This is a genomic window from Ligilactobacillus sp. JN-6 (Y).1, assembly GCF_058111525.1.
Genome location: NZ_CM176599.1, coordinates 1142185 through 1167002, shown reverse-complemented (window position 1 = coordinate 1167002; position 24818 = coordinate 1142185). Strand labels below are relative to the sequence as shown.

Here is a 24818-nt window from a genome sequence, read left to right as displayed (position 1 = left end):
CAATATCTTCACTCTCACAAGATGATAACGGCTCTCGATGCCGAACTCTGATCACCGTATTTCGTAACTATGCCCTGATCGATTCGCAGCTACCATCGACTTCCTGACACCCAGACAAAGTCCTACTTAAATTAGTGATTCATAAGTTAGAAAAAATATTAACATTTTATTAGAAACAAGTCAACACACATCCATATCTTTCTAACAAGCACCTCATATTTTTATAGTTAACAAACTTACAGCAAGTATGCGCGACTTTCGTAGGGGCGTAATTTAGTCGGTTCACCTTCTGGATAATTAGCTAGCAACAAGTTCCCCTTTGCTTGTTTATAATCACGTTCTACGTAGTCAGACGTGAAATTGTTGATAACAAGCAATGTTGTCCCCTGATATTCACGCAAATATGCAAAAACCTGCCCATCTTGAGGATCTAGTAAACGATAACTACCATATCTGATCACAGCTTCTTGATGACGTAATTCGATCAGTTTTTGATAATAGTAAAAGACCGAATCCTTGTCAGCCAACTCGTTTTCAGCGTTGATAACCTGATAATTAGGAGCAAGTGCAAACCATGGGCTTACATTTGAAAAACCTGCGTTTTTCGAATTATCCCACTGCATTGGTGTGCGCGCATTATCTCGCGACATGTGTGACAAATACTTCAACATCGTTGGCTTTTCAACGATCTTTTCTTTTTCCACATATTCTTGAAAAGCATTTAAAGACTCAATATCTTCATATTGTGTCAGTTTTGTGTAATGAACGTTGGTCATTCCCAGTTCTTCGCCTTCATAGATATAAGGAGTCCCCTGCAAAAAGTGCAAGGTAGTTCCCAACATTTTGGCCGCTTTAACCCGGTATTTAGGAGCATCCGTTGCAAAACGAGAAACAGCACGCGGTTGGTCATGGTTATTCCAATATAAACTATTCCAGCCTTCACCATCTAATCCTTCTTGCCACCGTGAAAGGCTCTCTTTTAATTCACTTAATTTGACAGGTTGAGCGTTCCATTTACCCAAACGTGGGTCTGGATTACCAGCCAAACTAACATGTTCAAACTGAAAAATCATGTTTAGTTCGGTGCCGGCAAGAGAAGTATATCGTTGTGCCATCTTTGGAGTAGCACCCGGCATCTCTCCAACAGTCATGATATCATAATGAGATAAAACTTCTCGGTTCATTTCCTGCAAAAACTCATTGAGCCTAGGCCCGTTAGTTGTATATTTACTGCTATCACCGTAAACGTCACCATTTTTTCGCGGCCCATCAGGTAAGCCAGGAACTTTAGAGATCATGTTAATAACATCCATCCGGAAACCATCGATCCCCTTATCAAGCCAAAAACGCATCAATGAATAAACCTGTTGCCTGACTTCTTCGTTTTCCCAATTAAGGTCAGGCTGTTCCGGGGCAAACAAGTGTAAGTAATACTGGCCACGTTCTGACACATATGTCCAAGCCGAACCATTAAAAGACGCACCCCAGTTGTTGGGTTCATGTCCATCTACCGGATCTCGCCAAATATAATAATCGGCATATGGTCCGTCCGGCGACTTTTTACTTTCTTGGAACCATTTATGTTGGTCAGACGTGTGGTTGACAACCAGATTCATGATCAACTTCATCCCATTTTCATGGACATGCGCCAACAACCGATCAAAATCTGTCATAGTGCCAAAATCAGGTTGAATGCTCTCATAATCGGAAATATCATAGCCATTATCCACATCCGGTGAGCGGTAGATCGGATTCAGCCACAAAACGTCGACACCCAATTTTTTCAGATATGACAAACGAGTTTGGGTCCCCTTTAGGTCTCCGATCCCATCATTATTGCTATCTTGGAAACTTCGAGGATAAATTTGATAAACCACTGCATCTTTAAACCAATCTGAACTCAATAAGAAAACCTCCTTGTACCTTACACGTCAATTATTACACTATTCTTAACACGTAAAATATTTATTGCTGCATAAAGTTACTTTATCATAGTAACTAGGACCGCCACTGTTTCAGCTTTTTTTCTAATAGAATTTTCACATTTTAGGCAACTAATAGCCTAATTCAGATAATACTCTTCTCTTAAGATCCTCGTTACGACTCTATATAAAAAAGCCGTCCCAATAAGTGACGACTTCAGCCGTTGATATTAAATTATTACTCATCCTCAATGCTTAAGGTCAACGCATTTTCAGAATAATTAATATATGTTCGCAATTTTGCGGCATTTCTTCGCGTGATCCGCCCTGTTTCAAGCATAGACTGAACCGAAGCACGTTGAGCACCTAAAGCGACTATTTGTAAACGTGAACGTTGTTTTTGGTATTCAGCAAATTCAAAATTTGATTTCCCTTTAAGGCGTTCGATCCGATTACGATACGTGATCACTAAGTGGTAGATCGTATTACGATTGATCTTACTACTATCCACTTCATCACTAGATACAAACCGCGAAAGTGCTTTGATCGCTGCTTTTGCAGCCTCAGTATCAGACAAACGTGTTTCTTTAACTAAAACAGAATCTTCTTTATTCGATCGTTTAATATGGAAAAAGTGATGAACAAACCGTTTTACCCTACGGATATTTAAAATAATGCTTAGTTTAGGCCGTTCGGTCAGCCGGTTTGTGTTACGGACCTCTTGTTCTACCCGATACATTGAATCTGAATAAGTTGTAGCACCTATTTGTTTGTTTTTATATAAACGTTCAATGGCTTCACGCTCACCAGCGATCGCGACCTGTCGTAATTTTCCTTCCTGTTCCAAAGCTTTTTCTACCTGATCATCATCTCTGATCTCCATTGATATCTGTCGTTCCGCATTTTGATAATCAAGCATCAACTCATAAGCAGCTCGCTGGTTCTTCTGGGTTTTCTTCTCATTTAAACTAGAAATTGCAGTTTGGATGATGAACAAATAAGCTTCATTTTCAGTTAAATATTGCGGTAATTCTTCTTCTTCCTCTTCATCTTCTTCAACTTCATCGATCGAACTACCACGAGTTACGATCGGACCAGTATCTGGTGCAACTAAAGGCAAAGTGATAACTGCCGCCAGCAAACTAATGATCACAACTCCAGAAGCAATAAACAAGACTAAGTCTCTTTCCGGAAAAGCTGCACCGCTTGGTGTCTGTAATGGTAACGATAAGATCCCAGCCATCGTAACGGCACCTCTAACACCTGACAAGCCGGTCAACAAAGCATACCGGAAAGCGCCTTTTTTCTTCCCCTTATTCTTCTTGCTAGGAAAGATCTGGTATACGTACGACCAAATAGTCCTGATCACCAAAATAATGATCCAAGTTAGAAAAGCGTAACTAACAGCTTGAAGAGTACCAAATTGATCTCCTTCAATTACATTTCTCATCGCTGTCGGCAAGGCATTACCAAGCAACATAAACACAAAACCGTTCAGCAAATAGTTCAAAACATCGCCAGTCGTACTTGAAACGACTCGAAGCTCTGGTCGATATTCAACCGAACGAGTCCTACCAAACTGTGTGGTAACGCCCGCGGCAACAACTCCGATCACACCAGAAGCATGAAGGACCTCTTCGATCAGAAGATAAATCAAAAACGGACTTACTAACTGGATCGCCGTGTGGAAAACCACATCATCCACACCATTTCTTAGCAATAGTTCTTGGATCAAGTCCAACAAAAGCGACAATACAATACCCGCAATGATGCCAATAATACTGATATAAATGAAATTACCGGAAGCTGATGCTAAAGAAAAACTACCCGTCAATACTGCGGCTAAAGCATATCTAAAAGCAACCAGACCAGATGCGTCGTTGATCAAGCTTTCCCCACTGACTAAGTGTAAAACCGAGTCAGGAAGTTTGGCACGCTTGGCGATCGATTGAACAGCGATCGGATCAGTCGGTGATAAGATCGCTGCTAATGCAAAAGCCTCAGGCAAGGGGATCTTTGGCACGACCTGATAAATTAAATAACCACCTACTATAGTAGTTAAAAAGACCAGTAAGATGGCATTACCTAAGATCGGGCCCCGCATCCGCCACAACTCTTCTTTAGGGAAACGCCGCCCATCAGTATATAGTAACGGCGCGATAAAAACTAGTAAAAACCAATCTTGGCTTAAATTGATTTGAAATTGACCACTCAAGGAAGTCAGAAGCCCTAAAACGATCTGGATCAGGCTTAGTGGTATTGCTGTTAAGTAGTGACTGATCACATTTGACAGTAAGATCAAAGCCCCCAAAACAATAATTATTTCTATAATATGCACGTATAAAATCACACTCCAATTATTTAACTCTCACTAACAACCATACTAACTGAGTTGTGTGAGACAAGAATTTCAAACACTCAATCTTTTTTTTCGATCTTACTTTTGATCCGTTTAAGCGTTGAAACTGAAAAGCCTGTTTTTTCAGCAACTTGTTGGTAAGTGTATTGTTTTAGTAACATATAAGCTTGGCGTTTTTCTTCAGTGATCAATGCATGCGGTCGTCCCTCACGGTAGTTTTCGTTACGCATTTTTGCGCGCTTCTTACCGGCCATTGAACGTTCTTTATACTCAATGTTTTCTAAAAGAACAGCTTTTTCCAAAGTTTCCAAAATTAATTTACCAGATGCCGAATCGTCGATCGTTCCCAGATCTAAAACATCTATAAAGATTTTTCGTTTAACTAGAGACTCACACAATTGAGTCAATTGTTTAGGAGATTCGGCGATTCGATCAAGTGTCGAAATGACTAGTACATCCTTTGAATTCATCTTTTGTAAAAGCTTAGGCAACTCAACAGTTTGAGTCGAAAGTGCATCGACCTCATCATAAAAAATATTTTTTTCTAAAACACCTTGCGCCAGTATTTCCTTTAGCTGTTCAGCCTTACTTGGGCCAAAAAACGAAACACGAACGTAACCATATTTCATAAACATTTTCCTTTTTGTGAAAAAATCTTTCTAAACCTATCAGTCACTGCAAAATAAAACTTAAACCGACCATAACATTATAGCAATTTCCGTCCACATGGTCAAAAAATATGTACTTTATGACCCTATAAGTTATCTATGCATTATCCAATTTCACCAGCTCGCTTGTGATTAGTTAGCAAATAAAACCATATTTCGCACGCTAACAATTATCACTGGAGGAAAACCTTTAGCTTGACGATCTAAAAAAGCTTATTGCATAAAAAATAGCCTAACCGTGACCTCGGTTAGGCAAGAGAGAGAAATTTATGTGAAAAATATCACCAACAACAGTATATCACGATTCAAAAATTTTGACTACCTTTTCTAAAATTTTTTGTGTCTAATTCTTTACAAAAATATACGTCTGAACTAGCAAATACTATGTCTTCTTTCTCTGTTTCGAAATTACTTTCGGAAAAAGAGTTGACAAGAAGCTTATGCTGCGTTAAATTAAATCTTAATTAGACAACGATGAAAAACGCTTTGACGAGGATCATTATTGCTATAGTAGTCCAGAGAGCTTCCGGTTGCTGCAAGGAAGTATTACTAGACAATAATTTCTCCCCTCCGACGCGGTAAAAGTGATAATGTAATTTTTACTGGTTACCCACCATTATTAGGGGACTTACAATTATTAACTCATAATTGTTACTAAGCTCACCGTGTTTTGATGAGAAAAATAGGTGGTACCGTGGAGACGCCCTATAAGACCATACCAGTCTTGTGGGGCGTTTTTTGTCGTTGTTGGTCAATATCATATTAGACATCAAGGGAGGACATACATTATGAAGGAAGAAGCAAAGAACTTGGACTGGAACAACTTGGGGTTTGAATATCATGATCTTCCCTATAGTTTTCAAGCTAAATTTAAAGACGGACAATGGCAAGAAGGAGAATTAACTGAAAAATCAACTATTGAACTTTCGGAAGCAGCTGAAGTACTGCATTACGGCCAAGAAGTTTTTGAAGGACTGAAAGCCTACCGCCGAAAAGATGGGAAGGTCAATCTTTTTCGCCCCGAATTAAATGCGGAACGCATGGCAAATTCTGCTAAGCGTTTGGGTATGGAATCTTATCCGATCGATGCCTTCGTCGATTCGATCAAGCAAATCGTCAAAGCAAATGAAGACTTCATCCCACCTTACGAAAGCGGCGGTACTCTTTATATCCGTCCATTTATGATCGGTACTACAAAGGTTGTTGGCGTCCAAGCTGCAACAGAGTTTACATACCATGTTTATGTGACTCCAGTCGGCGCTTACGTCAATGGTTTGAGCCCTGCACCATATGTCGTCAGTGAATACGACCGCGCTGCATACGCTGGTACAGGCCAAGCTAAAACCTCCGGTAACTATGCAAGCAGCTTGATCGCATCGATCAAGGCACACAAAGATGGGTTTGCCGATTGTCTTTTCCTAGATCCACGAGAACACAAATATATCGATGAGTTTGGCGGAGCTAATTTCTTTGGCATTACCAAAGAAGGTCAATTCGTTACTCCTAAATCAAATTCGATCTTGCCTTCGATCACAAAGCGTTCACTTTTGGATGTTGCAAAACGCCAAGGTCTGAACCCGATCGAGACCCAGATCAAGTTTTCAGACATCGATCAATTTGTTGAAGCTGGTGCGATGGGAACTGCTGCAGTGATCTCCCCAGTAGGTTCGATCACTTACGGCGATAAAAAACACGTCTTCTACGATGAAGAAAAAACCGGTCCTGTGACAACTAAACTTTACAACGAACTGATCGATATCCAATATGGAGACAGACCAAGTCCAGAAGGCTGGATCCAAACCATCGAATAAAGTCAACAATTACTTACGGACTAGGACGCTATATTTGTAGCGGACTAGTTTCTTTCGTATTACAAAGTTATTTTAAAAGCAACCTAATATCAAATATAATTGGAGGTAAGGTTATGACAAGAAAGATCGGAATTATAGGTATGGGAAATGTCGGTGCAGCAGTCGCTCATCATATCGTGCTTGAAGGATCAGTTGACCAACTGGTCCTAATAGACATCAACAAGGAAAAAGTAACTGCAGACGCCGTTGATTTCACCGATGCTTTAGCAAATATTGATCATCATACCGAGATCACTATCAATGATTATTCTCAATTGTCAGATGCAGACGTGGTAATTTCTGCAGTTGGGAATATCAGGCTGCCTAATGAAAGCAAAACCAACGACCGCTTTGCTGAACTGCCATTTTCAAGTCAAGCAGCCAGCGAAGTTGCGCCACAGATCAAAGATTCAGGTTTTCATGGAATAATGATCGTAATCACCAATCCGTGTGATGTCATAACTTCACTTTATCAAAAATACACAGGCCTCCCGCAAAACCAAGTTATTGGGACTGGTACGTTACTTGATTCCGCCCGAATGAAACGTGCAGTAGCAAGTAAGCTAAATATCGATCCACGTTCTGTTGGTGGTTATAATTTAGGCGAACACGGAAATTCGCAATTTACAGCCTGGTCTACCGTTCGTGCTTTAGGTCATCCGATAGATGAGATCGCAGCACAAAAAGGGATCAGTTTGGAACAGATCGACCAGGTTGCGCGAGATGGTGGCTTCACGGTACTTAGAGGCAAAAAGTACACTAACTACGGGATATCCGCAGCAGCTGTTCATTTGGCAAGAGACGTGATCAATGATGCACATAGTGAATTGCCTGTGTCCAATTACCGGGAAGAATATGCAACTTACTTGTCATATCCGGCAATTATTGGTAAAAACGGTATAGAGGAAAAGATTCAGCTGGACCTGACCGAGGAAGAAAAAGAAAAATTACAACTGTCGGCAGACTACACTAAACAGAAGTTTACAGAAACATTGGCAAAGCAAGTCAACTAACTAATTTGTATGCAAGCTATCATAACAGTTATCTGAAAGGACCGTAAAAATGGAGAAACTAAGAATTAAAGTCCCCGTAGCAAATCTTTGGCGTTCAAAAGACAAACCACGCCAGATCGATCAAAAAATATTGGAGGGTAATGCTAAAGATTGGTCCACTGAAATGTCAGATCAAGAAACGATCCAATTATGTGATGACAGTATGACAGACAGTCAGTTGCTCTTTAATGATGAAGTTTTACTAGAGAAAGTTGAAGGCGAATGGTCAAAAGTCATTGCCGTTGACCAACCGACTCACCAAAATAGAGCCGGCTACCCTGGTTGGGTGCCAAGCGCATCACTTGCACCTGCAATTGCAGAACAAGCTGATTTGTCAACTGTTACAGTCTGCATGAAAACAACCCCTTTATATGACGAACAACACGATCCAATAGTTGAATTAGTTCTGGGAACGAAGCTTGAAAAGTTAACTGAAGATAATTGCAAGGTCAAAGTTGCAACCCCATTGGGGATCGGCTTCATAGATAAAAAGGCCACTCGTGTCCCTGAAGAATTCATTGGAAAAAATCCCGGTGAAACGATGGTCAATATTGGGCGTCAGTTTTTAGGGCTCCGCTATATTTGGGGCGGTATCAGTTCATATGGTTATGACTGTTCAGGCTTAGTTTACGGTTTGCATCGAGTAATAGGCGTAACGATACCTCGTGATGCCGATGACCAGCGAATAAGCGGTTCACCCGTTGCAGTTGATGCAGTCCAACCTGGCGATTTAATTTTCTTTGCCTATGAGCATGGAACAGGATTTGTTCATCATGTTGGCATGTACATTGGTAACGGTGAAATGCTGGAGTCACGTACGCCAGGCAAGAAAGTCGACATTGCCAAATTAACAGAGCCAAAATTTGCCGCCGAATACGCAGGTTATCGCAGATACTGGAACCAAGCTACAAACAAATAAATTATTAAATACGTAAAAACAGTTCAGTTTTTGAGCTGTTTTTTGGTGTGTGCTAATTTGGAGCATTGATTTCACTGATCAATGGCTCTCTTTGCTATTTTAGGCCGTTGATTACTCTGATGAACGACCCTAACCTCTTTTTTGGGCCACCACTCGCTCTGAGTTATGACTCTCTTTTATGTTTGAGCCGCTTATCGCCTTGATCTATGGTTCACTTTGCTGTTCTGAGCCACTTATCGGCTCGATCTATGGCTCTAATCCCCTTTTTGAGCCATTACTTGCCTTAATCTACGGCTCACTTTCACCTTTTGAGCCACTTATCACCTTAATCTATGGCTCTAATTTACTTTTTGAGCCATTACTCTCATCAACTTACGGCTCACTCACACGTTTTCGGCCGTTGATTGCCCAAATGAACGACCCTCTTCGCCCTTTTGTGCCATTCATCACCCCCAATTACGGCTCACTCACACATTTTACAAAGTGATTTCGCTCCGATCCACAGCACAAAAATACCGATACGATTTTCAAACCGCACCGGCAATTTACTATTAAAGATCAGGCATATTGATGGGCCATTTTAGCGGCGACTGCTGCTACCAAGGCACCAACCAAATCGTCGATAAAAGTATTTACCCGACCGTCCTTTTGTGTATCCAATTCCTTAATGACACCATTTTTAACACGATCGAGATAACCAAAGTTTGTGACTCCGATAGTCCCATAAATATTAGCAATGCTAACAGCAAGAGATTCATCGACACCAAAAACTCCTGAATCATTAGCAACAATATTTTGTAATGGTTGTTTGAGTTGCCTCTCAGTTGCCAAACGATCGAGCTCTAAAGCCACCATAGCATTATTTAGTACTTCTCTCTTATGCAAAACTTCATTCGCAGCATCGAGGAACTCTTCTTTTTTTGCTCCGGGATAAAAATCCTTTTGTAAGTCAAAAGCGATATCTGCGATAGTGGCCATGGTGATGTCTCGTTTGCCTAATTCTTCTATTACAAAATCAAACGCTGCCTTATCTGGATATTTAAAATCTTTCGTTCTCAAATTTATTCTCCCTTCAAATTTAGTCCGAATATTTTTATATTTTAGCTATTTTAATCAAAAATAGGCTTCTTCAAAAAGTTACATTAAAGAGGCCAAGTTTACATTGTATATTTTGACTTTACAGCATACCTTTCACAAATTCAAAGAAAAAGGCTCTAAATCAAAATGGAGCTTGATTTAAAGCTTCTTTTACGTTTGTGAGCTTATTTATCAACAATTTTTAGGTGGTATGTTATCGTGTACATAGAGGTAGTTAAACCTTTGCACTTCTCTACGTCAGTCGTCCCCATGCGGGCGACTTTTTATTTTGCAATATTAAGCAAAAAGCTTCCATTTCAGAAAAAAGTCCGATATAAAGCTTGGATCGCCTTTTTTTCGTCCTTTTCCTCTAATGCAAACATAATACTGATCCCCGAAGAGCTTTGGTTAAATAGTCTAATACCGATACCTTCGCTAGCCAAAGCCGTCATAGCTTTAGCAGCAGTCCCGATAGTCGTGGCCATTTTTTCACCAACCAGCATTATCAAAGTTAAATTTGTCTGTCGATGAACATCATCTGCTTGCAACTTGTCCTTAAGTTCGGCCAACAATTCTCGTTCCTGTATACTATTTATCTGTTTTTCTTTGACCACCAGTGACATCTCATCGATACCCGTTGGCATATGTTCCACGCTGATCCCATGGTGAGCCATCACCTCTAGAGCTGCCGAACCAAAACCTACTTCATCATTCATCAAATATTTTGCAATATAGATCGATTCAAAACCATGTGAAGCCGCTATTCCCGTAACATCATTAGCACCAACAGGCTGCTTTTTTGTGATCAGGGTTCCTGGTGACGAAGGATTGTTTGTGTTTTTAACTTCGATCGGAATGTTAGCCATAATAGCGGGACGGATCGCCTCATGGTGAAAAACTGAAAACCCCGAATATGAAAGTTCTCGCATTTCACGATAGGTCAAATGCCGGACCTGTTGCGGGCTCGTAATATAATGCGGATCTGCTGCATAAATTGCATCCACATCCGTGAAATTTTCATACAAGTCTGCATGCACACCATTTGCCAAAACAGCCCCAGTAATATCTGAGCCTCCACGGGCAAACGTTACCTTTTTACCACTTTTTGAAACTCCAAAAAATCCTGGGAAAACAATACACTCAGAAGGATCTCTAAGATTCGCCAAATTATTGTACGACTCCGGTAATATTTGTGCATGTCCGGGTTCGTCGGTAACATATAAGCCGGCATCTTCAGGGCTCACATACCTAGCAGGCAATCCACTTTTAACAAAAAACAAGGCGATCAATTGCGCATTATTATCTTCACCACTAGCTTTAAAGGCGTCCAACTGCTCTGCAAAAGAAGAATATTGACCCCTCAATAGCTGAGAAAAATTCCTATCGATCAGCTCTGTAGCTTCGCTTCCCAATGAAAGTTGCTTAATGGTCGTATTATAGCGCTCTTTGACAGCGTTTAGAGTCTGACGATAGTCGCTGTCTTCGTGCACTTCTTCAGCCAGCTTGATCAAAAGATCCGTAATTTTTTTGTCTTTGTCAAATCGTTTACCCGGTGCGGAAACAACAACGACCTTCCTATCTTTATCAGAGCTAACAATATTTAGGACTTTCTCTAATTGAACACCATCTGCAAGAGAACTACCACCAAACTTTACTACCTTCACGAGCTTACACCTACCTAGTCCTAATTTGATTTTAATTTAACTAATACAATAGCAAAAATCAGTATAGTTTTCAAAAAAATTTACACTTAAACATATAAAAAAGCAAGAACGCCCGAAAACGTTCTTGCTTAGTGTATGAAAAATATTTAACTTTAATTTAAGTCAACTGATCTTAGTACCAGCCATACTGATCTGAATGATCCAAAGCATTTGACCATGAACCATACCTGTCACTAACGTAGTTATCAGCAGCTTTTTCCTGGTTAGCTTGTGAATAATCTCCATTCAGCATAGAACGGTCTAACTGATACTTGCCATAATATTGCCCGTTCGTAGCTGAGTATGAACCACCAGATTCACGAGCAGCGATAGAGCTTTTAGCAGACGCTTCTGATGAGCTCAAAGAACTATTTGAAGTTGCTGCCGGCTTAGGAGCTGGCTTTTGAGCCTGCTGTTTTTGAGCTGTCTGTTGCGGCTGTGCTTGTTGCTGTTGTACAGGTGCTTGTGCTTTAGGTTGTGATTGAGCAGGCTGTGCACTCTGTTGCTTCTGAGGTTGTGCTTGTTGTACAGGTGCTTGTGCCTTAGGCTGTTGCGGCTGTGCAGGTTGTGCCTTTTGTTGTTTTTGAGGCTGAGCCTGTTGTGCTGGTGCCTGTGCAACTGGAGCCTGTTGTTGTGATTGAGCAGCCTGACCATTTTCGCCAACTTCGATCTGTTGACCAGCATAAATCATATTAATGTTAGAAATATCATTAGCAGCCTCAATTGAAGCAACACTAACATTATTTTCTTTAGCGATAGATGAGATCGTGTCTCCTGATTTAACTGTTACAGTATCAGCATTTGCTGCAAGTGTACCTGCTGTCATCATACCGGCTGCTGCTGTAATTGTTAATAAAGTCTTCTTAAATTGCATTATTTTTTAACACTCCTATAAATTTCTGACTAGTAGTAAGACGACTTATTTATGTCGCCTCCTTAATTCAACGATTCCTAGTATAAGAAAAAGAGTTTACATGCAAATAACACTCGATTTAAAAAGAAAGTTTCTTTTGTAAAATCAGAAAAAAGTTGTAATTTTTTGTAACAGTGTGAACGCTTCATTATATTGAAGGCAATCAAAAACTGTCATTGTCGGGTACAGAGACCCCATTCTTTATTACAAATTTTAGATTTACTCGCTTGAATTTTACAAAATTTGCTTTGACTTTTTTTAAAAAAGCAATTTTTGCACTTGAATAACGCAAAAAAGCCTTGACCTTATAAAATAAGTACAAAACCAAAGCACTCATATATCGTGCCAAAGAAATTTAAAAAAGAAGAGAAAAAAAGGAAAAACCGACATAGCAAGCAACAATAATGGCCAACTAAAATTCAATATAAAATAAGTACACATAAACAAGACATAGCCCAATACTACAAATGTAGCGACCAACAATAATAAAAACACGATAATTTTCTTTGAGGGATCCATCTTGCTTAGCCCTTTCTTCCTACTTCTTGAACTGTTAGCAAACCACTATACAATGCTTCGTCGTTTTGATCTTTTAAGTTTGATTGCCGCAGGTCAAAACCAGTCCGTATGATCTGGTGATATGAACCAAAATAATTTTTGACAGTCATACGTGCATTACGGCTAGTCTTGTCAAATTCTTTAGCTTTTTTCAAGTCAGGAAACAAGATCGCATAACGAGTGCCCTTCTCATTTTTTAAAGGTTGCAACTCTTCTGCTTGGTAGTAAAATTTCTTTCCTTTAAACCTCAATCGCAAACTGTTTCTTTCAAACATGAATGAACCTCCTCAAGCTAGTAGTACTTTACAAAAGAAAAACGGTTGCGCTTTGTAGTACTAAAATTCTAAACTTTAGAATTAAATTTTGTTACTATATAACTATATTATATTGTATATCGAAATTTGATCCCGTGCATGCCAGATAGAATTTTTTTCATAAAAACTTTGGTATTTTGCACTCTATTCAAACTTAGAGTAGGAGGCATATATTTTGGAAAATGCTGCTTTGATCCTTGAAGGTGGAGCCTTACGTTCTTTTTTTACCAGTGCTGTCCTTGATTATTTTCTTGAACATGAAATTGAATTCAAATATGTACATGGTGTTTCGGCAGGAACTCTTTGCGCCATGAATTATATTTCTAAGCAACGAAACCGCTCATCTAATATAAACCTACATTTTCTGCATGATAAACGCTATATCAGCGTCAGTAATTTGTGGAATAATGGAGGCATTTTTAACTTAGATTTCTTGTTTTCTCCCGATTGTTTTGCTTATAGCCCGTTTGACTGGACTACATACCGCAAAAGCCAACAAACATTTGAGATCACTGCCACTAATTGTAAAACAGGCCAGGCTCAAGTCTTTCGTAAGCAAACAGAAAATGATCAAGTCGAGGCCATTAAAGCTTCTTCTAGTATTCCATTATTATCAGACATCCGGATCATCGATGATCAGCCTTATTTAGACGGGGGGATCGCCGACTCGATCCCCTTCAAGCGTGCACAAGAGCTCGGTTACGACAAGATCGTTGTAGTCTTAACACGTGACCTTACCTATCGTAAGTCAGAAAACGGCGCAGCAATGAACAATATGGTCAAAAGAAGATACAAGCAATATCCTAATTTTGTTCGATCATTTATAGATCGCCCCAAGCATTACAACCAAGCTTTAACTGAAATTGAAAAACTTGAAAGACAAGGAAAGGTATTTGTACTACGTCCAGAAGATCCTGTTACCGTATCGCACTTTGAAAGGGACAATACTAAATTGATCGATCTTTATAACAAAGGAACAGAAACGATCGTTGAACAAGCAGATGCTTTAAAACGATATTTGGCAAAGTAATAATTAAACTAACTTCTATGTAATTTGGCCGCTGATTTGATAAAACAAATCAGCGGTTTTTCATATAGATTTTAAATTCCCCTTCTGTGTAATGAATATGAATAGACAAGCGGCACCACTACTGCCACGATCAAGCAAACTACCAATAACCATTCCTGTTGTAAAAGGGTATTAACAAAGAAAATGATGCCGCAGATGACAAAGACAAAGCCTGCCAAGCGATTGGTTTTCCGCCAATTTTCTCTGCTATTTAGGGTCCAAGAAACACGTATTCCCATCACATTATTTTGTTTAACTTTTGGAAGATAATTTCCCAACACAACAAAGACTACACCCAACAATATGCTAGCAGAAATACTAGAGTTCATCTGGTACCCCATCGAATAACCATAAATCGAAAGCATAACGACGAATCCGACCAACGGTACCAACCAATAGACAACTTTTAGAATTTTGGGGTCAATGTTTTTTCGGCTTTTATCTAACTTAACAAAAATTACAACAAACAATTGTAAAGCCGTCATCATCAATGGAATTCCATATATCGTCATTATCTTACTGCTCCATCCATTCGGACGGCTATCATGCAACGTGAAGTGAGTTGCTATCTGGGCAGGCAGCTTATCCCACAACAAGATTCCCACTAAAATTGGTGCCAAAATCAATAAGAAAGACATAACAAGTGTTTTTATTTCTTCATTTTTCTTCATTTGACCTATCTCCTTTTAAATCAGCCAGCCAAACCATTATTTCCTCAAGTATCGAGGTATTCAAATCATAATAAACAAAATTCTTTTCCTTTTCCTCCCATACCAGATCGGCCTTTTTTAATATTTTTAAATGGTAGGAAAATGTGGCCGCAGTCATATCAAAATGTTGTCCAATTTTTCCAGCAGACATTCGCCCCGTCTTTAATAATTGCAAAATTTCACGTCTAACTGGATCAGAGAGTGCTTTAAAGCTTTTTTCAAAACTCATAATTTGCCCCCTTTATTTATAGTATTTAGATACTTATCTAATTAGAATTGTATCTAAATAGATTCGTAAAAGCAAACATATTCCACAAAAAAATTGCTCTAAATTAGTAGTAACTTTCAACTAACTTAGAGCAACTTTTTATTCTATGCTTTAATTTTCAATCTTATTCACCGTAATGTGCAAAGAAGTCGATCGTATCTGGATCACGATAGTCGATCGCATGGGACGATTTATGCGTATCTAGTTGTTTGATTTCTCCCATTTCGTCTGTGGTGAGTTCAAAATCCCAAATAGCAAGGTTTTCTTGCATCCGTTCCTTATGTGTTGATTTTGGAATGATCACTACCCCAATTTGGGCCAAATATCTAAGGGCAACTTGTGCTGGTGTTTTATCATATTTTTGTCCGATCTTAGTCAACACTTTGTTTTCAAAAAGTTCATCTTTACCTTGAGCTAATGGACCCCAAGACTCTATTTGGGTCTGATACCTTTCCAAGTACGGGCGTGCCTCTTGTTGTTGGAAGAAAACATGAGTTTCTAATTGGTTAACAGCTGGTGTGACCCGTGTAAATTCTGCTAGATCTACGAACCGATCCGGTAAAAAGTTGGAGACACCAATTGCTCGGATCGTTCCTTCTTCATATAGATCTTCTAAAGCCTGATAAGCTCCATAATAGTCACTGACTGGCTGATGGATCAACACTAGATCAAGATAGTCAGTTTGTAATTTTTTCAAAGATTCGCGAATAGAATCTTTTGTCTTTTGATACCCGTAATTAGTGATCCAAACCTTAGTAGTCAGGAAAATATCTCCTCGATCGACTGGACTTTCAGCAATTGCAGCTCCGACTGCCTCTTCGTTAAAATAACCCTGCGCAGTATCAATTGAACGGTACCCCACATCTAAAGCATCTTTCACGGCTTGTTTACACTCAGCCAGATCATCGATCAAATAAACACCAAATCCTTCTTGCGGCATCTTAACACCGTTATTCAATTTGATCATAGGCACATTAGTCATATATCTATGCTTCCTTTCTATAAATCAACATCTGTCATCATCTCAACTGTTTCAGGATCTTCGTGATCAAAGAAATAGCTTTGTTTAGTATCTAAAGCCTTGATCTCATCCATTTCAGTTGCAGACAATTCAAAGTCCCAAATATCCAAATTTTCTTGCATTCGTTTCTTGTGTGTCGACTTAGGAATGATCACTACCCCTTGTTGTACTAAGAAACGTAAAGCAACCTGAGCTGCACTCTTATCATGAGCAACACCAATTTTATTTAAAGTTGGGTCAGCAAAGAAGTCATTTCTTCCTTCCGCAAATGGTCCCCAAGACTCTATCTGTGTTCCATACTTACGCAGATACTTTTGATCGACCTGCCGTTGATGGAAGACGTGAGTCTCTAATTGATTGACTGCGGGTACGACCTTGTTAAACTTAACGAGATCAATATAGCGATCAGGATAAAAGTTAGAAACACCAATTGCCCGGATCTTCCCTTCAGCATACAAATCTTCTAAAGCACGATAAGCGCCATAGTAGTCATTGTAAGGTTGGTGTAATAGCACTAGGTCTAAATAATCTGTTTGCAGTTTTTTCAGTGAATCTTCGACCGACCGTTTTGTTTTGTCATAACCATAATTAGTAAGCCAGACCTTCGTAGTCAAAAAGATCTCTTCGCGAGGCACCGCACTTTCTTTGATCGCCTGACCGACAGCCTCTTCATTATAGTAAGATTGCGCTGTATCAAGTAACCGATATCCTAGGTCAAGCGCATCTTTTACCGCTTGTTTACATATCTCGAGGTCATCAATTTGGTAAACACCGAAACCTTCTTGTGGCATTTCCACACCGTTGTTCAGTTTAATTTTAGGAATTTCAGTCATTTGCTTTACCCCTTTTCTTTCATAATATATACTAAGTGTAATCCCTTCGAGTTACGCGAAGCCAAACAAAAGCATCATTAAAAAGGAGTAATTTAAATGTTATCAGTCAAAGAAGTTGCTGAAAAACTTGCTATATCTGAACATACCATCCGCTACTATACTGACCAAGGGCTTGTCCCTACAGTTCAACGCGGCCCAAATAACCAACGTCTTTTTGATCAGACCTCTCTAGATTGGCTGCAAGGATGTCATTTTCTACGTTTAACAGGCATGAGTATTGCTGATGTTAAGCACTATGTTGATCTCTGTCTGGAAGGCGAAACTACAATTCCTGAGCGTTACCAACTAATTCAAAAACAAAAAGCCAAAGCTCAACAACAACTCGAGGACACTCAAGAGAGACTAAAGTTTCTTAACCATAAAGAAAAAATATATGGACAGTTGCTATCTCAAAAGGAACACAAAGATCCATTAAATCCCAAAACTTGGACAGAGGACGTAAATAAAAACTCTGCTGTTAAATAAAGTGGCCACGCTTGGTCGTCAAAACAATTACATCTATGGCAGTAGAATACAGGGCTAAAAAAGTTGCTTAGTTTTGAGCCACCTGAAGTTTAGTCTGTCTTTTTCCTTCTCAATCAAAAAATATACAAATAAAGTACCCCATAATTATTAGACATAGAGAGCTATTAATTAGGGGACACATTAAAAGACAAAATAATTAAGGCAACTTCGAATATTCATCGTCCGTAACTGGCTCCAACCATTCTGAAGTACCTGTTGTAATAGCTAAATGACTAAACCAAGAATTTTTAGTTGCACCGTGCCAATGTTTGACCCCGTCGTGTGCGATCACTACATCGCCTGGTTTTAACAATTGCGCTTGTTTGCCTTCTTCTTGATACCAGCCTTCACCACCGGTAACTAGCAAGATCTGACTACCATCATGGTGAATGTGCCAATTATTGCGACAACCAGGTTCAAATGTTACATTCCCAACTGGAACGCTAACGTCGCCTCCTGGCGTTACTAGTGAATTGTTATAGCTTTGTCCAATGAAATATTGTGCAAACGCATCATTCTTAGGACCAGTTGCAAACACTCCTGGTTGTTCAACCTTTTTATCAGCCATCTTATCTCCTCCTTGTTTATAACTTTACGAATTACTTTTCCTGCCAAATTTCTTTTGCACGGTTAAAAGCCGACCAAGCTTTTGGCCAACCGACATAAAATGCCAAATGAGTGATCTCAGCTACAATTTCCTGTTGAGTGATACCGTTGTTTTTACCAATTTGCAAATGTGTCGCTAATTGTTCCGTATTTCCCATGGCGATCAATGCACTAATGGTAATTAGCGAACGGTCATGAGCCGATAACTCATCTTCTTTATCCCACACCTCGCCAAATAAAACATCGTCATTCAAATGAGCAAATTGTGGTGCAAAATCACCTAGTTGTTCTTGTCCCGCGGTTTGTTTCTTAGCCATAATAGACCCCTCCTTTAAGTTAATACAAGCATACTACTTAAAGTGGGCTTTAAGTCAATTGAAAACTTAAACTCCTTTTTTGGGAAGAATTCGTGTATACTATATTTTAAATTAAACTTTAAGGAGCCATTCAAGTTGTCCAATATTACCAATACACAGACATATAATATCAGTGAATTTAGCAGCAAATTTAACCTACCTGCTTCTACCTTACGCTATTATGAAAACGAAGGCCTGATCAAACCGCACCGTTACAGCAATGGACGTCGTTACTACACACAAGAAGACGTCAGTTGGTTCAAGTTTTTAAGCCACTTAAAGGGAACTGGTATGAAGATCGAGGAGCTCAAACAATATATTACGTGGCGTGAACAAGGGGATTCTACGATCCCACAGCGCTTGGAGCTGCTAAAGAATACCAAACACGATTTTCTGCAACAATTTACAGAGATCCAACATCATTTACAGATACTAAATGACAAAATCAACTGGTATGAGGCAAAGGAAGCCGGGATCATTTCTGATAAGGAAGGATTTGCTAATTACCTGCAACGATTAGGCCATAGTGAGTGATCAAAGTTAAATTCCAGTAATAGGAAGTAACTTCTATGAATCAAAGAAAGAATGCGCTATCATTAATTCATAGTTTGGAAAAACACAGGGGTTCACAAATTAATAAATTCTAGGGAGGATAATTCAATGACAACAGATAAAAAGACGGTCCTTACGGAAGTTGAACTGCCTTAAATAACGACGATCAACCATGGAAAATCGAAGTTAAGGAGCATTCGATCATAGCCCTTGGAAATGGATGGACGCTCGTTTCTTCTCACCCGCAAATGTTTCGGATGAAGAAAAAGAATATCAGTTTATTGTTACTTTAAAGGGTAATGGTAAATGTAAAGAAAAAGAACACACGCTTGAAAAAGCAGCCAGTGCTGATATTTCCAAAGGCAAGCTTAGCTTTAGCAAAAGCACCTCAACATTTAAGGGGAAATCTCTGCAAAAAAACGTTTCCTTTGGGATCGGCCAAGATAAAAAAGATGGACATGTCGGTCTAGTTAAGTCATCTTTAGATACTTCACTGATCAAGGATGCTATGCGATCACATCTTAAAAGTCAAGGTTGGAAAAAAGCCGGTTTATTTGGATAAACAAAACATTATTTGCTCGATAGAACTTTATTCTTAGTAGGGAGGTGGCCAAATGGTGAAATGCGAAACGACCATGAATAAAAAAGCCATGGCCAACATATACAAATATTATTCTAAAAATCATCTCCGGATACCTATAGCAAGAACTGTGGTTACTGTATTCGGTCTTTTGCTTTTCATTTTTTGTTTAGTCTCTTTGTTTGAAATAAGTTCCTATCATGAAGGTTGGGATCCATTTGACATCTTCACATCCTTTGTCATGCTATTTGGCTTATTTTTTATATGGTACGACCTCTGGGGTGCCAAACAGATCGGTATTCATATGCTTTGCAAACAGGTCTTCCCAAAAAAGAAAAAATCGGTTGTATTCCATTATACTTTTAATGACAAAGGCCTCTATGTAAAAAAACCAGGAAGTAGTTACTTTTATCAATGGCCGATCATTGAGAAATTTTGGGAGCAAAAAGATTGTTATGTTTTTGAGATCCGGTCCGATCGCTATGGTCTTATCGATAAAAATAGTTTTAAAAATGATGATCACGCTGAATTTCAAAAGCTATTACAAGAAGTTCTCCAGCCTAACCAATGGGGGAAGCACAACTTACTTATCAGTTAAATTGCATGGACACCATTCCGTTAATTTATCAGTTGAGGGGTTACATTTTATAGTAACTTTTGTCCCAAGGGCTATCCATTTTTGTATTAACCACTAACAGCTTACTCACCTGACAAAGTACGGCCCAATGTAAAATACCATCTACTCTATTTGGGGTGTAAAAAAGGAGAACTGTGCGCTAACACGGTTCTCCTTTTTTACTTTCTCATGGCCTACAAAACTATATTTTTGTTACTAAAACAGCACTTTACTTCTAAATTTTTAATACAAAAAAGCGGCCAACGCATATAAGGCTGCAATATGTGCTGGATAAAATATATAAAAGAAATATTTCATTCCGGGGCCTTTTTGCCCGTTATATAGAAAAATCGGGATGATCGCAAAAACCATGATCCATTGTGTAGAACCAACTATTCCATAGATCAAGGCTGTTAAAATAATCAGCAAGCACTGGATTTTTCGTTTATCCCTAAACAGATACAGTAATGGGATCAGTAAAACCATAAAATTATTTTCGGCCAGGATTATTGCCGGAGAAATGCCTACCACTATCTGCATTATGGTGATCGGTATCGAATGATTACCGACTATTATTGTAACTACTATGGTAAAAATAAACGGTAAAGCAAACCATAGTATCCCTAGCAAAATATGTTTAGCTTTACTACCAGTTTTAACTGCCTGAAAGTGATCGATCCCAGCCATAAACATTGTCCCAATGAACAGATCACGAAAAATATTATTGATCAAGACCACTTTGTCAAAACCGATCGTTTTTTCTAGCAAATTGGTTATCAGCGACATTAATGCCATAAAAATAAACAACCGGCTCATATATTTCTTTTTGTCGTGAGTATGACTAAAACCTACCACACTTGTGAAAAAGAAAATCGTTGCAACTGGGCGACCGAACCAATCTATCCAATTTGGTGCGCCTAGTGGTTGAAACATCTGGTAAAAGTGATCAACGACCATCAAAATGATCCCGATAACTTTTAAATCAAAGGTCGAAAAACCTTGAAATCCTTTAACATTTGTCATTTTATCCCCCAAACATTTAATTTATTATACAATAAAAATTCTACAAAGATGTATTTTACACTCCTGCCAAAATTTAGCAAAGAAGATTAGTTTAAAATTAAATAGTTTGCTAAATTTACAGAACAAATGAAAATAGTCCAGAAACCAAAAATGATTTCTGGACTATTTTTATCAACGACTAGCCTTATTATACCAGTTATTATCATTTACTTGCTTAAATTCAGGTCAAGCTACAGATCTATTTTATGCTAAAGCGTCAGTGATCTCACGGTTGAAGTCATCGAGATCATCTGGTGTCCGGCTTGTGATCAACTTGTGCTTTTCATCGATCACAACTGGTTCGTCAAGCACTTGTGCACCGGCATAGAACAAATCAGGACGAACCGATTCATAAGCAGTTAATTTCAATGCTGAAGCTAAACCGGATTGAACAAATAATTGCGGTCCGTGGCAAATTGCAAAGACATTCTTGTTACTCAATAAGAAGCCCTTGACAAAATCAACAAAACGCTCGTCAACACGTAATTGGTCGGGTGAAAAACCGCCTGGGATCAATAATGCATCAAAATCATCAACAGAAACATCAGCAATACCTTTATCAGCCGTTAATTCAAGACCATGTTTACCTGTGATCTTGCTGCCTGCTTCATTTTCAATGACTGTGACATCATGGCCGGCAGCCTTCAAAGAGTCAACAGGGGATGTGAATTCAACATCTTCTACATCATTTGTTACGATTACAGCAACTTTACTCATTAAGAATACTTCCTTTCAACTTTATGTTAGTATATATAATAAACCTAGTTCCTATTTGATACAATAACGCACTTTAAAGTGCCCTGTGGTATTCTAGGTAAAAATAAATTAGGAAAGTGATGTTATTATGACCGATGTCGTTCGTAAAGATGTCAAACAGCGCCTAGAAGATGGCGATTATAGTTGTGCCAAAGAGCTGACTCTCTCAATGTTTAGTGGAAAGTGGAAAATTGTTATTCTATTCCATTTAGGAACTGAAGGTCCCTATCGTTTTAACCAGTTGATGCGTTTATTACCCAAAGCTTCCCACAAAGTATTAACTAATCAGTTAAGAGAAATGGAAGAAGATCAGCTGATCTCTCGCAGAGTAGAATCCGACTCACAGGTCCATGTTTACTATGAAATTACTGACCTGGGGCAACGATCATTAACCAAATGTATGCATGGGGAACTGCTCGGATCAATCAACTTTAAGTAACTCCTAAATTTAACATCAACGAAGATGAAGCAAAACAATAATAAGATCCCTAAGGTAAGCACTAGCGAACAGCTAAAGCTCCATTCCTAGTTAGAAAATTTCAAATATAGGTAAGCTTATTTTTTAAATGAAAGTGATCTTGAGCAGACTAGTAGAATAAAACGTAGACAATAGTAGTGTGAAATTTCCGTGTATAAGAAGTTTCACGCTATTTTTTATTTAAAAGCTATTATTACAATTTTATATAATTTAACTTATATAATATAGCTATATTATATATTTAGTTGAAAAATTCACAAGAAAGCGTTATTATATATGTAGAGTGGTTACAATTTAAGGAGGACATCTAATATGACTGAAAACAATAGCCAAAACACAGAGTCGCAACAAGAAGATCTCTTTTCTCAACAAGACATTGACACAACGGTTAAGGGGATAGAAAAAGATTCAGATACTTGGATCGAACAAGCAACTGAAAAGACGCAAGCTATCAGTGGTGACACTTACGTTAAATTAGACTGTGGTTTGCTCACCGTTGATCAAATAAATTACTTTTTAAATTCCATGCCATTTGAACTAACTTTCGCAGATGATAACAACCAATTTTTATATTACAATAACATGATGCCCGCTGACGAAATGCTTGCAGGTAGAAAACCAAGCCAAGTCGGCAATGCCATCGCATATTGTCATCCCCCAAGAGCGAGAAAAGGAGCAGCGGCCGTGGTAAACATGCTGCGTAAGGGTCAAAAGAAAAAATTCAGACTAGCAGTTCCTGGTAACGGTCCAGATAAGTGTGTTCTTCATGATTATATTGCCATGCACGACTCAGATGGCAGGTACCGCGGTGTTAACGAACAAATTTATGATTTAATGCCCGACATTAAGTGGTATTTAAAACATACCGGTCAAAAACTGGTCGACGACCCAAATGCCAAGGCTGACACAGTGACTGGTCCGTCACAACATCAAGAAAAGACCGAGGAAGCAGATGCAACGACAAGCCCATCGCAACAAGACTGATTTTTGCTGACAAGACTATAGCAGTTAAAGTTGCCCGCAAAACAGTTGCTCCTGGTCTAAACATCCTTATCTTTCCCATAAATAACACTTCTAAATCTATACAAAAACTGCCGCTTTACTGTAAAAATTTTTTCAGCAAAGTGGCAGTTTTTAGCTTGATAAAGCTCAGACAGTCTGCAAGGCATCAGAGATTTTTCTTAATAATATCTGATTGTTATTAAGACGTGCAAAGGCAAGGGCATCATTCAATAAAACCACTACTTCGTTTCGTGGAGCATCCTGGTCAGAACAATTCTGAGCTTTACGGAATAAGATCCGAGCTAAGTAGTAAGTGACATGGTTTTGCGAACATACTTCATACCCATAGTCTAATAATGGATCACTCACAGAATGATCTCCAATGCTACCAAAGTAATCTGCAGTGTAAAAAATCATATTTAACACTCGCCAAATAGTTTTTATATCCGCCAGTGTATGACTTTCTAACTTAGCAAAAACTTTTTGGAAGAAATATTCCGCCTTACCTGGATCTCCTTTCCTACTATAAGCGATCCCACTACCGGTATATGCTAGCAAAGAAAAGATCGTTTGGTGTTCATTATCAAGTTCACTTAAGATCATATTAAAAAAATATAAAGAATTTTCTATCGGACCAGTACCTAATGCATAAATATAGCCTTGCACAAAAGAATACTGCAGCTGACGATCATGCTCAAGCTTCTCAAAATCAAGCCGATCCAATTTTTGTTGAGCAGTCTCATACTCACTTTGGATCAATTCAAACTCAGCTTGATCAAGAGTTTTAGTTTCAGTTGACATAGACAGTGGTACTGTCGGAAAAACTTCATCTAATGTCAGGCCAAGACGCTTACACAACTTGAGCAACACTTGAATAGACGGGGCTTTACCGTAATGTTCAAACTTACTCAAAGTCGCTTGGGTACAAATACCCTTACACAACTCCATTTGAGATAAACCTAGACCCTTTCTCGCATTAATAAATTTTTTAGTATTGATCTTATCCATAT

At 38.8% G+C, this 24818-nt stretch carries 25 protein-coding genes and 1 pseudogene; 10 read left to right on the top strand and 16 right to left on the bottom strand.

The window, feature by feature from the left end; all coding sequences use genetic code 11:
• Positions 1-236 precede the first annotated feature (236 nt).
• The 3 genes from AC3XNE_RS05435 to AC3XNE_RS05425 form a co-directional block, all read right to left on the bottom strand.
• Positions 237-1904 carry a glycoside hydrolase family 13 protein gene (locus AC3XNE_RS05435; RefSeq protein ID WP_489833295.1) on the bottom strand — a complete coding sequence of 556 codons (1668 nt, stop codon included), beginning with the start codon at positions 1902-1904 and terminating at the stop codon, positions 237-239.
• Between the two features lie 256 nt (positions 1905-2160).
• Positions 2161-4260 (bottom strand): Na+/H+ antiporter, encoded by a 2100-nt coding sequence (locus tag AC3XNE_RS05430; RefSeq protein WP_489833294.1) that lies wholly within the window; start codon positions 4258-4260, stop codon positions 2161-2163.
• 80 nt (positions 4261-4340) lie between these two features.
• A complete protein-coding gene (locus AC3XNE_RS05425) occupies positions 4341-4910 on the bottom strand; it encodes a recombinase family protein (protein ID WP_489833292.1) in 570 nt (189 codons plus the stop codon).
• Between the two features lie 827 nt (positions 4911-5737).
• Here AC3XNE_RS05425 and AC3XNE_RS05420 point away from each other — a divergent pair.
• From AC3XNE_RS05420 to AC3XNE_RS05410, 3 genes are all read left to right on the top strand, one after another.
• On the top strand, positions 5738-6760 hold the full coding sequence (locus tag AC3XNE_RS05420) for a branched-chain amino acid aminotransferase (RefSeq protein ID WP_489833291.1): 1023 nt from the start codon (positions 5738-5740) through the stop codon (positions 6758-6760).
• 113 nt (positions 6761-6873) lie between these two features.
• Complete coding sequence (locus tag AC3XNE_RS05415) at positions 6874-7812, top strand: L-lactate dehydrogenase (RefSeq protein WP_489833290.1); 939 nt, start codon at positions 6874-6876, stop codon at positions 7810-7812.
• A gap of 49 nt (positions 7813-7861) precedes the next feature.
• Entirely contained in the window at positions 7862-8770 is a 909-nt protein-coding gene (locus tag AC3XNE_RS05410; protein WP_489833289.1) for a C40 family peptidase, read from the top strand.
• 558 nt (positions 8771-9328) lie between these two features.
• Here AC3XNE_RS05410 and AC3XNE_RS05405 read toward each other — a convergent pair.
• The 4 genes from AC3XNE_RS05405 to AC3XNE_RS05390 all read right to left on the bottom strand — a co-directional run bounded on the left by AC3XNE_RS05405 (position 9329) and on the right by AC3XNE_RS05390 (position 13296).
• The gene (locus tag AC3XNE_RS05405; RefSeq protein ID WP_489833288.1) at positions 9329-9829 is read right to left on the bottom strand and encodes a phosphatidylglycerophosphatase A family protein; all 501 of its coding nucleotides are present in this window, start codon (positions 9827-9829) and stop codon (positions 9329-9331) included.
• A 335-nt stretch (positions 9830-10164) separates the two neighbouring features.
• Complete coding sequence (locus AC3XNE_RS05400) at positions 10165-11511, bottom strand: aspartate kinase (RefSeq protein ID WP_489833287.1); 1347 nt, start codon at positions 11509-11511, stop codon at positions 10165-10167.
• 172 nt (positions 11512-11683) lie between these two features.
• On the bottom strand, positions 11684-12424 hold the full coding sequence (gene apf / locus AC3XNE_RS05395; RefSeq protein WP_489833286.1) for an aggregation-promoting factor: 741 nt from the start codon (positions 12422-12424) through the stop codon (positions 11684-11686).
• Positions 12425-12987: 563 nt separating this feature from the next.
• Positions 12988-13296 carry a hypothetical protein gene (locus AC3XNE_RS05390; RefSeq protein WP_489833285.1) on the bottom strand — a complete coding sequence of 103 codons (309 nt, stop codon included), beginning with the start codon at positions 13294-13296 and terminating at the stop codon, positions 12988-12990.
• Positions 13297-13510: 214 nt separating this feature from the next.
• Here AC3XNE_RS05390 and AC3XNE_RS05385 point away from each other — a divergent pair, with 214 nt between their 5' ends.
• Positions 13511-14365, top strand: coding sequence for a patatin-like phospholipase family protein (locus AC3XNE_RS05385; RefSeq protein WP_489833284.1), 855 nt, complete (start codon positions 13511-13513; stop codon positions 14363-14365).
• Between the two features lie 71 nt (positions 14366-14436).
• Here AC3XNE_RS05385 and AC3XNE_RS05380 read toward each other — a convergent pair whose 3' ends face one another.
• From AC3XNE_RS05380 to AC3XNE_RS05365, 4 genes are all read right to left on the bottom strand, one after another.
• Positions 14437-15075, bottom strand: a complete 639-nt coding sequence (locus AC3XNE_RS05380; protein WP_489833282.1) for an SdpI family protein — start codon at positions 15073-15075, stop codon at positions 14437-14439.
• Entirely contained in the window at positions 15062-15343 is a 282-nt protein-coding gene (locus tag AC3XNE_RS05375) for an autorepressor SdpR family transcription factor (protein ID WP_489833281.1), read from the bottom strand. Before AC3XNE_RS05375 ends, AC3XNE_RS05380 begins: the two co-directional genes overlap by 14 nt.
• Before the next feature lie 163 nt (positions 15344-15506).
• The gene (locus tag AC3XNE_RS05370) at positions 15507-16355 is read right to left on the bottom strand and encodes an aldo/keto reductase (protein WP_489833374.1); all 849 of its coding nucleotides are present in this window, start codon (positions 16353-16355) and stop codon (positions 15507-15509) included.
• 26 nt (positions 16356-16381) lie between these two features.
• Positions 16382-17227: an aldo/keto reductase gene (locus AC3XNE_RS05365; RefSeq protein WP_489833373.1), complete on the bottom strand. Its 846-nt coding sequence runs from the start codon at positions 17225-17227 to the stop codon at positions 16382-16384.
• Positions 17228-17332: 105 nt separating this feature from the next.
• Between AC3XNE_RS05365 and AC3XNE_RS05360 the strand changes: the two genes are divergently transcribed.
• On the top strand, positions 17333-17761 hold the full coding sequence (locus AC3XNE_RS05360; RefSeq protein WP_489833280.1) for a MerR family transcriptional regulator: 429 nt from the start codon (positions 17333-17335) through the stop codon (positions 17759-17761).
• A 196-nt stretch (positions 17762-17957) separates the two neighbouring features.
• Here the strand turns inward: AC3XNE_RS05360 and AC3XNE_RS05355 are convergent, their stop codons facing one another.
• Positions 17958-18368, bottom strand: a complete 411-nt coding sequence (locus AC3XNE_RS05355; RefSeq protein ID WP_489833279.1) for a cupin domain-containing protein — start codon at positions 18366-18368, stop codon at positions 17958-17960.
• Positions 18369-18399: 31 nt separating this feature from the next.
• Entirely contained in the window at positions 18400-18723 is a 324-nt protein-coding gene (locus AC3XNE_RS05350) for a carboxymuconolactone decarboxylase family protein (RefSeq protein ID WP_489833278.1), read from the bottom strand.
• A gap of 135 nt (positions 18724-18858) precedes the next feature.
• Here AC3XNE_RS05350 and AC3XNE_RS05345 point away from each other — a divergent pair, with 135 nt between their 5' ends.
• The 3 genes from AC3XNE_RS05345 (at position 18859) to AC3XNE_RS05335 (ending at position 20492) form a co-directional block, all read left to right on the top strand.
• Positions 18859-19296, top strand: a complete 438-nt coding sequence (locus tag AC3XNE_RS05345) for a MerR family transcriptional regulator (RefSeq protein WP_489833277.1) — start codon at positions 18859-18861, stop codon at positions 19294-19296.
• Positions 19297-19534: 238 nt separating this feature from the next.
• A complete protein-coding gene (locus AC3XNE_RS05340) occupies positions 19535-19876 on the top strand; it encodes a hypothetical protein (protein WP_489833276.1) in 342 nt (113 codons plus the stop codon).
• Positions 19877-19928: 52 nt separating this feature from the next.
• Positions 19929-20492, top strand: a complete 564-nt coding sequence (locus AC3XNE_RS05335) for a YcxB family protein (protein ID WP_489833275.1) — start codon at positions 19929-19931, stop codon at positions 20490-20492.
• A 261-nt stretch (positions 20493-20753) separates the two neighbouring features.
• Here AC3XNE_RS05335 and AC3XNE_RS05330 read toward each other — a convergent pair whose 3' ends face one another.
• Together AC3XNE_RS05330 and AC3XNE_RS05325 are read right to left on the bottom strand one after the other, a co-directional pair.
• Complete coding sequence (locus tag AC3XNE_RS05330) at positions 20754-21533, bottom strand: TraX family protein (RefSeq protein ID WP_489833274.1); 780 nt, start codon at positions 21531-21533, stop codon at positions 20754-20756.
• A gap of 243 nt (positions 21534-21776) precedes the next feature.
• Positions 21777-22289: a type 1 glutamine amidotransferase domain-containing protein gene (locus AC3XNE_RS05325; protein WP_489833273.1), complete on the bottom strand. Its 513-nt coding sequence runs from the start codon at positions 22287-22289 to the stop codon at positions 21777-21779.
• Between the two features lie 127 nt (positions 22290-22416).
• Here AC3XNE_RS05325 and AC3XNE_RS05320 point away from each other — a divergent pair.
• Positions 22417-22763 (top strand): annotated as a pseudogene (locus AC3XNE_RS05320) (winged helix-turn-helix transcriptional regulator).
• Positions 22764-23118: 355 nt separating this feature from the next.
• Entirely contained in the window at positions 23119-23790 is a 672-nt protein-coding gene (locus AC3XNE_RS05315; protein ID WP_489833272.1) for a PAS domain-containing protein, read from the top strand.
• 165 nt (positions 23791-23955) lie between these two features.
• Here the strand turns inward: AC3XNE_RS05315 and AC3XNE_RS05310 are convergent, their stop codons facing one another.
• Complete coding sequence (locus AC3XNE_RS05310; RefSeq protein WP_489833271.1) at positions 23956-24816, bottom strand: helix-turn-helix domain-containing protein; 861 nt, start codon at positions 24814-24816, stop codon at positions 23956-23958.
• Positions 24817-24818: the final 2 nt, after the last annotated feature.